The sequence below is a fragment of the Halorubrum sp. SD683 genome (genome assembly GCF_002135045.1).
Lineage (GTDB): Archaea > Halobacteriota > Halobacteria > Halobacteriales > Haloferacaceae > Halorubrum > Halorubrum ezzemoulense.
This window is the reverse complement of the sequence record NZ_NEWJ01000017.1, coordinates 1-4,739: the sequence shown is the minus strand read 5'-3', so window position 1 is coordinate 4,739 and position 4,739 is coordinate 1. Positions and strand designations below refer to the sequence as shown.

Annotated in this window: 4 protein-coding genes and 2 pseudogenes; 1 reads left to right on the top strand and 5 read right to left on the bottom strand. The window is 68.0% G+C overall.

What is annotated here, in order from left to right:
• A partial coding sequence (locus tag B9G49_RS06650; RefSeq protein ID WP_143414685.1) for an FAD-dependent oxidoreductase occupies positions 1 to 505 on the bottom strand: 505 nt, incomplete at its 3' end.
• 465 nt (positions 506 to 970) lie between these two features.
• Here B9G49_RS06650 and B9G49_RS06645 point away from each other — a divergent pair.
• Positions 971 to 2,002 (top strand): glutathione S-transferase family protein, encoded by a 1,032-nt coding sequence (locus tag B9G49_RS06645; protein WP_086215844.1) that lies wholly within the window; start codon positions 971 to 973, stop codon positions 2,000 to 2,002.
• A gap of 182 nt (positions 2,003 to 2,184) precedes the next feature.
• On the opposite strand, the gene B9G49_RS06640 is transcribed toward B9G49_RS06645, so the two are convergent.
• From B9G49_RS06640 to B9G49_RS16175, 4 genes and pseudogenes are all read right to left on the bottom strand, one after another.
• Positions 2,185 to 3,267, bottom strand: coding sequence for a sugar ABC transporter permease (locus tag B9G49_RS06640; RefSeq protein WP_049931310.1), 1,083 nt, complete (start codon positions 3,265 to 3,267; stop codon positions 2,185 to 2,187).
• Entirely contained in the window at positions 3,264 to 4,259 is a 996-nt protein-coding gene (locus B9G49_RS06635; protein WP_086215843.1) for a carbohydrate ABC transporter permease, read from the bottom strand. The genes B9G49_RS06640 and B9G49_RS06635 overlap by 4 nt, the downstream gene beginning before the upstream one ends.
• A gap of 15 nt (positions 4,260 to 4,274) precedes the next feature.
• Positions 4,275 to 4,610: pseudogene (locus tag B9G49_RS06630) on the bottom strand (ABC transporter substrate-binding protein); the annotation flags it as partial.
• Positions 4,611 to 4,635: 25 nt separating this feature from the next.
• Positions 4,636 to 4,739, bottom strand: a pseudogene (locus tag B9G49_RS16175) (IS1595 family transposase); the annotation flags it as partial.

Here is a 4,739-nt window from a genome sequence, read left to right as displayed (position 1 = left end):
CCCCCCCGGCACCGGCCGCGGCGGCAGGCGCGCGGAGGGAGCGCGACGGGGCGGTCCAGCCGGCCCCGTCGGCGGCCGCGGCGGCGGCGGGGGCGTCGGGGCGGGGCGGCGGGAACCGTTCGCCGAGCGCGTCGGGGCCGACGAGCGAGACGTCGCGGCCGTGGCCGCGCATGCGATCGACCATCCCGGGAACGGCGTCGGCGTCGGGGTCGCCCTCGCGCACCGCGATCACGTACGGGCAGGGCGAAAACGAGAAGCCGGGCAGCGACCGGTCGAGTACTCGGAAGCGCTCGATCGACCGGGCGCCGACCGCGGCGTCGACGTCCTCGGCGTAGGCGTCGTAGAGGAGGCCAGCCGCGCGCCCGGAGCTCTCGGCCGCGAGCTCCCCGCGCTCGTAGAGGGTCACGTCGGCGCCGCGCGCCGCGAGGTCGTGCGCGGTCGTGACACCGACCGCGCCGCCGCCGACGACGGCGACCGTCGGCGCTGCCTCGTCTGGGTCGGTCATGCGTCAGGACACGCGAGCGACGAGGAAAAGCCACCGGGACGGCGAGAGGGCAGATCGACTGCGGCGGCGCGTGCCTGCGAGCGGCCGGAGCGAAGCGGCGGCCGCGAGGGGCACGCGCGAGGGGGCGGTGAGCGCTCGGAGAGCGCGAACCGCGAGGCTGGGGAGGGGTGAGGCTGCGATGCGGTTGCGGTGCGGTTGCGGTAGGTGGGACTCGAAGGGGCAGTCGCGAGGCGAACGCGGGCGACGTAAGCACCGCAACGAGAGAGCGAACGAAGTGAGCGACCGAGCGAGGAGCGCAGCGGGCGTGCGTTCGCCTCGCGGCTGGGGCTTCGGAGGAGTTCGCCGTCGATCCACCGCCTCTCGGTCGTGAATGGGAAGATCGTGATATGAATCTACACACCACATACAGCGGGTGACACGCGTGTCCCCGGCCACGTTATACGCGTCGAAGCCCACGCATGTAGTATGAACCAGCTCGTGAACGGCGAGTGGCGCACAGACACCTACGAGACGACCGACGAGGAGGGCGCGTTCCAGCGCGGCGAGACGACGTTCCGGAACTGGATCGCGGGCAGCGACGTGCCGGACCACGTCGACGCGGAGCCGGACGAGCGCTTCCAGCCGGAGGCCGGTCGCTATCACCTGTACGTGTCGTACGCGTGCCCGTGGGCGCACCGCACGCTACTCGCGCGGTCGCTGTTGGGGCTCGAAGACGCGATCGGCGTCTCGGTCGTCGACCCGTACCGCGACGAGGACGGCTGGCAGTTCACCCCCGAGAAGGACGGCTGTACGCCCGACCGTCTCCACGACAGCGACTACCTGCGCGAGCTGTACGTCGCGGCCGACCCGGACGCCACGTGTCGGGTGACCGTGCCCGTGCTGTGGGACACCGAGGAGGAGACCGTCGTCAACAACGAGTCGCGGGAGATCCTCCGGATGCTCTCGACCGCGTTCGCGGACCTCGGAAACGACGTTTCGCTGCTCCCCGACGAAGACGACGACGCGACCGTCGCCGAGGTCGACGAGGTGATCACGGACATCTACGAGCCGATCAACAACGGCGTCTACCGCGCGGGCTTCGCCACCTCGCAGGCGGCCTACGACGACGCGATCGACGACCTGTTCGGCGCGCTCGACCGCTACGACGACCGGCTCGCGGACCGGCGCTACCTCGTCGGCGATTCGCTCACCGAGGCGGACATCTGTATGTTCACCACGTTGGTCCGCTTCGATCAGGTGTACCACACCCACTTCATGTGTAACCAGCAGTTCATCCACCAGTACGACAACCTCTGGCCGTACCTGCGCGACCTCTACCAGACGCCGGGCGTCGCCGAAACGGTGAACATGGACCACATCAAGGAGCACTACTACACCACCCACCCCGACGTGACCCCGACGCGCATCATCGCGCGCGGCCCTGACCTCGACTTCGAGGCCGACCACGACCGCGACCGGCTCACGGGCGCGCCGCCGGCGCCGGCGGCGGACGACTGAGCGAGGGCGGTTCCGGGCGGCTCCGCCTGTTACCGGATACATCTGGTTCTTTGACAGGGTGAATCCGGCCCCGTTACCAGACGACTCGCCCCGGAGCGACGCCGTCGGTCAACGGGGCGGCCGAGAATGAGGAGACGACGAGAACGAAGGGAGAACCGAGAACGGTCCGCGTGGAGGCCGGGCTACCCTTCCATGCCGCCGAACGACAGGCCGTCTTCGACGGAGCGCTGCGCCGCGAAGTAGACGATCGCGACCGGCAGCGCGAACAGGTTCGCGAACGCCGCGAACCGAGTCCACGGCGTCGAGAACCGGCCCTCGGTCGCGATGTTGTACAGTTCGACCGAGAGCGGGTAGTTCTCCGGGCGCAGCAGGGTCTGCGCGATGATGAACTCGTTCCACCCGGCGAGCCAGACGAAGATGAGCACGACCGCGAGTCCCGGCTTCGTCAGCGGGAGGATCACCTCCCGAATCGTCTCCAAGAAGCTCGCGCCGTCGACCATCGCCGCCTCCTCGTAGGAGACGGGGATGTTGTCCATATACGTCTTCAGCAGCCACGTGTTGAACGGGATTGCGGACGCCGCGTAGAACAACCCGAGGATGAACAGGTTGTTCGTGAGCCCGTAGGAGCTGAACAGCGAGTACAGCGCCACGAGCGTCGCGATCGACAGCCCGGCGCCGATCTGCGTGAACAGCACGTAGCCGTAGAGGATGCGCTTGCGCCCCACGAACTGTCGGCGCGAGAACGCGTACGCCGCCGGGACGATCATGCCGAACCCGGCCGCGAGCGTTACGCTGACGATGTAGAGGCTGTTGAACACCGCGCCCGGACCGGTGTCGGTCCCGGCCCACCGGAAGCTGACCAGCCCGCCGCTCCCGCCGAGGACGAGCTGGGGGTACCCCCAGTCGCCGTCGACGAAGAAGAAGTCAGACTCGAAGATCACCCACCGGTACGCGCCGAGGTTGTACGTCGACGGGTCCGGGAAGATGCCGCTCGTGTTGAACAGCCGCGAGCCCTCCGCGAGCGACGCGGTCGTGATCCAGAACAGCGGGAACAGCAGCACGAGCACCATCGCGAGCCCGAACAACGTCATCAGGACGCTCTTCGTCACGTCCCACGAGCTGCGCTTCCCCGTGCGGACGTCGTAGATCGCGCGCCGGATCATCACGGAGAACCGCTTCGGTGCGGTCGCAAACGCGACCAGCTTCGAGCGGACCAGCGCGACCGCGGAACCGACAAGCGCGACCGCGGACTCGAGGGGGCTCATTCGTCACCCACCCCCTCGGCGAGGCCGCCGTAGCGCACGGCCACGTACATGAACATGCCGACGAACGCGATCCCGACGATCAGGATAGCCGCCGACAGGCCGAACTGGTTGAACGTGATCGCCTCGCGGTAGCCGTACACGATGATCAGCTCGTTCTGTCTCGACGGCCCGCCCTGATTGAACACCCACGGGATCAGGAACTGCTGGAACGAGGTCGCGGCCGTGAGGATCGACGCGAACAGCACCGGTCCCTTGATCGCGGGCAGCGTCACGGTGCGGAACCGCTGGAGCGCCCCCGCGCCGTCGACCATCGCGGCCTCGTGGAGCGACCGGGGCACGTCCTGTAAGGCGCTCACGATGATGATCACCATGAACGGGTACGCCAGCCACACCTCCGTGGTGACGTACGCGAAGAACGCCTCCCAGCGGCCGCTCAGGAAGCCGATCGGCACGTCGAACAGCAGGGCCTGTGGCGCCGACAGCGACGACATGAGCTCGTTGTATCGCCCCAGTATCGTGTTGAACACGCCGTATCGCGCGTCGCTGAACATTCCGCGCCAGACGGTGATCGTGAAGATGCCGGGGAACCCCAGCGGGACGATCACCGCCGCGCGCATGTAGCGCTTCCCGGCGACGCGCACGTGGTTGAGCAGCAGCGCGATCCCCACGGCGAGGAACACCTTGATCACGAGCGAGACGGCGACGAACAGCCACGTCGTCGTCATCGAGGTCCAGAACTGCGAGTCGCCGATCAGCTGGGCGTAGTTCGCCAGCCCGATCAGGTCGGCGCCCCCGCCGATCACGGACCCCGCGAACGTCGCGTCGGTCAGCGAGATGTAGAAGAGGTAGAAGATCGGGTACAGCATGAAACTCGAGAAGAGCAGCACGCCGGGCGCGACGAGGAGCAGCCCCCAGTCGCGACTGGAGAACGGCAGCGCCGATCGGAGACGCGCCAGCCCGCTCACGCCGGTTCCAGGTTGCGAAGAGGCCATCGCTCCGAGGGGTGCCTACAGCGCCTCCCGGATCTCGGAGGCGGCCTGGTCGAGCGCGGCGTCGCTGTCCTGCTCGTCGTTGAAGACGCGCTCTAACGCCTCCGTCACGGGCGTCCAGACGCTGTCCATGTCCGGGTGCGTCGGGATGGGGACGCCGTGGTCGACCTGCTGGGCGAACGCCTGGACCTCGCTGGAGAGGTCGTCGTTGCCCACGACGTCGGCCAGCACGGGGATGTACCCCTGCTCTTCGGCGTTGGTCTGGATGATATCCTCGTTCGTGGTGTACCACTCTGCGAGTCCGGTCGCCGCGTCGACCGTGGACTGGTCGGCGTCGGCAAGCATCGAGCTGAAGTCGCTCTTCGGTAGACTGGCGGAACTAGCGGAATACATTGACAGCGATACAGTCCACGAGACTGTGGATCGGTGCCCCAGTAAGGTTCAGTGACCGGAGGAAGCCGTAGGTCCGAGCGGCCTGCTCCA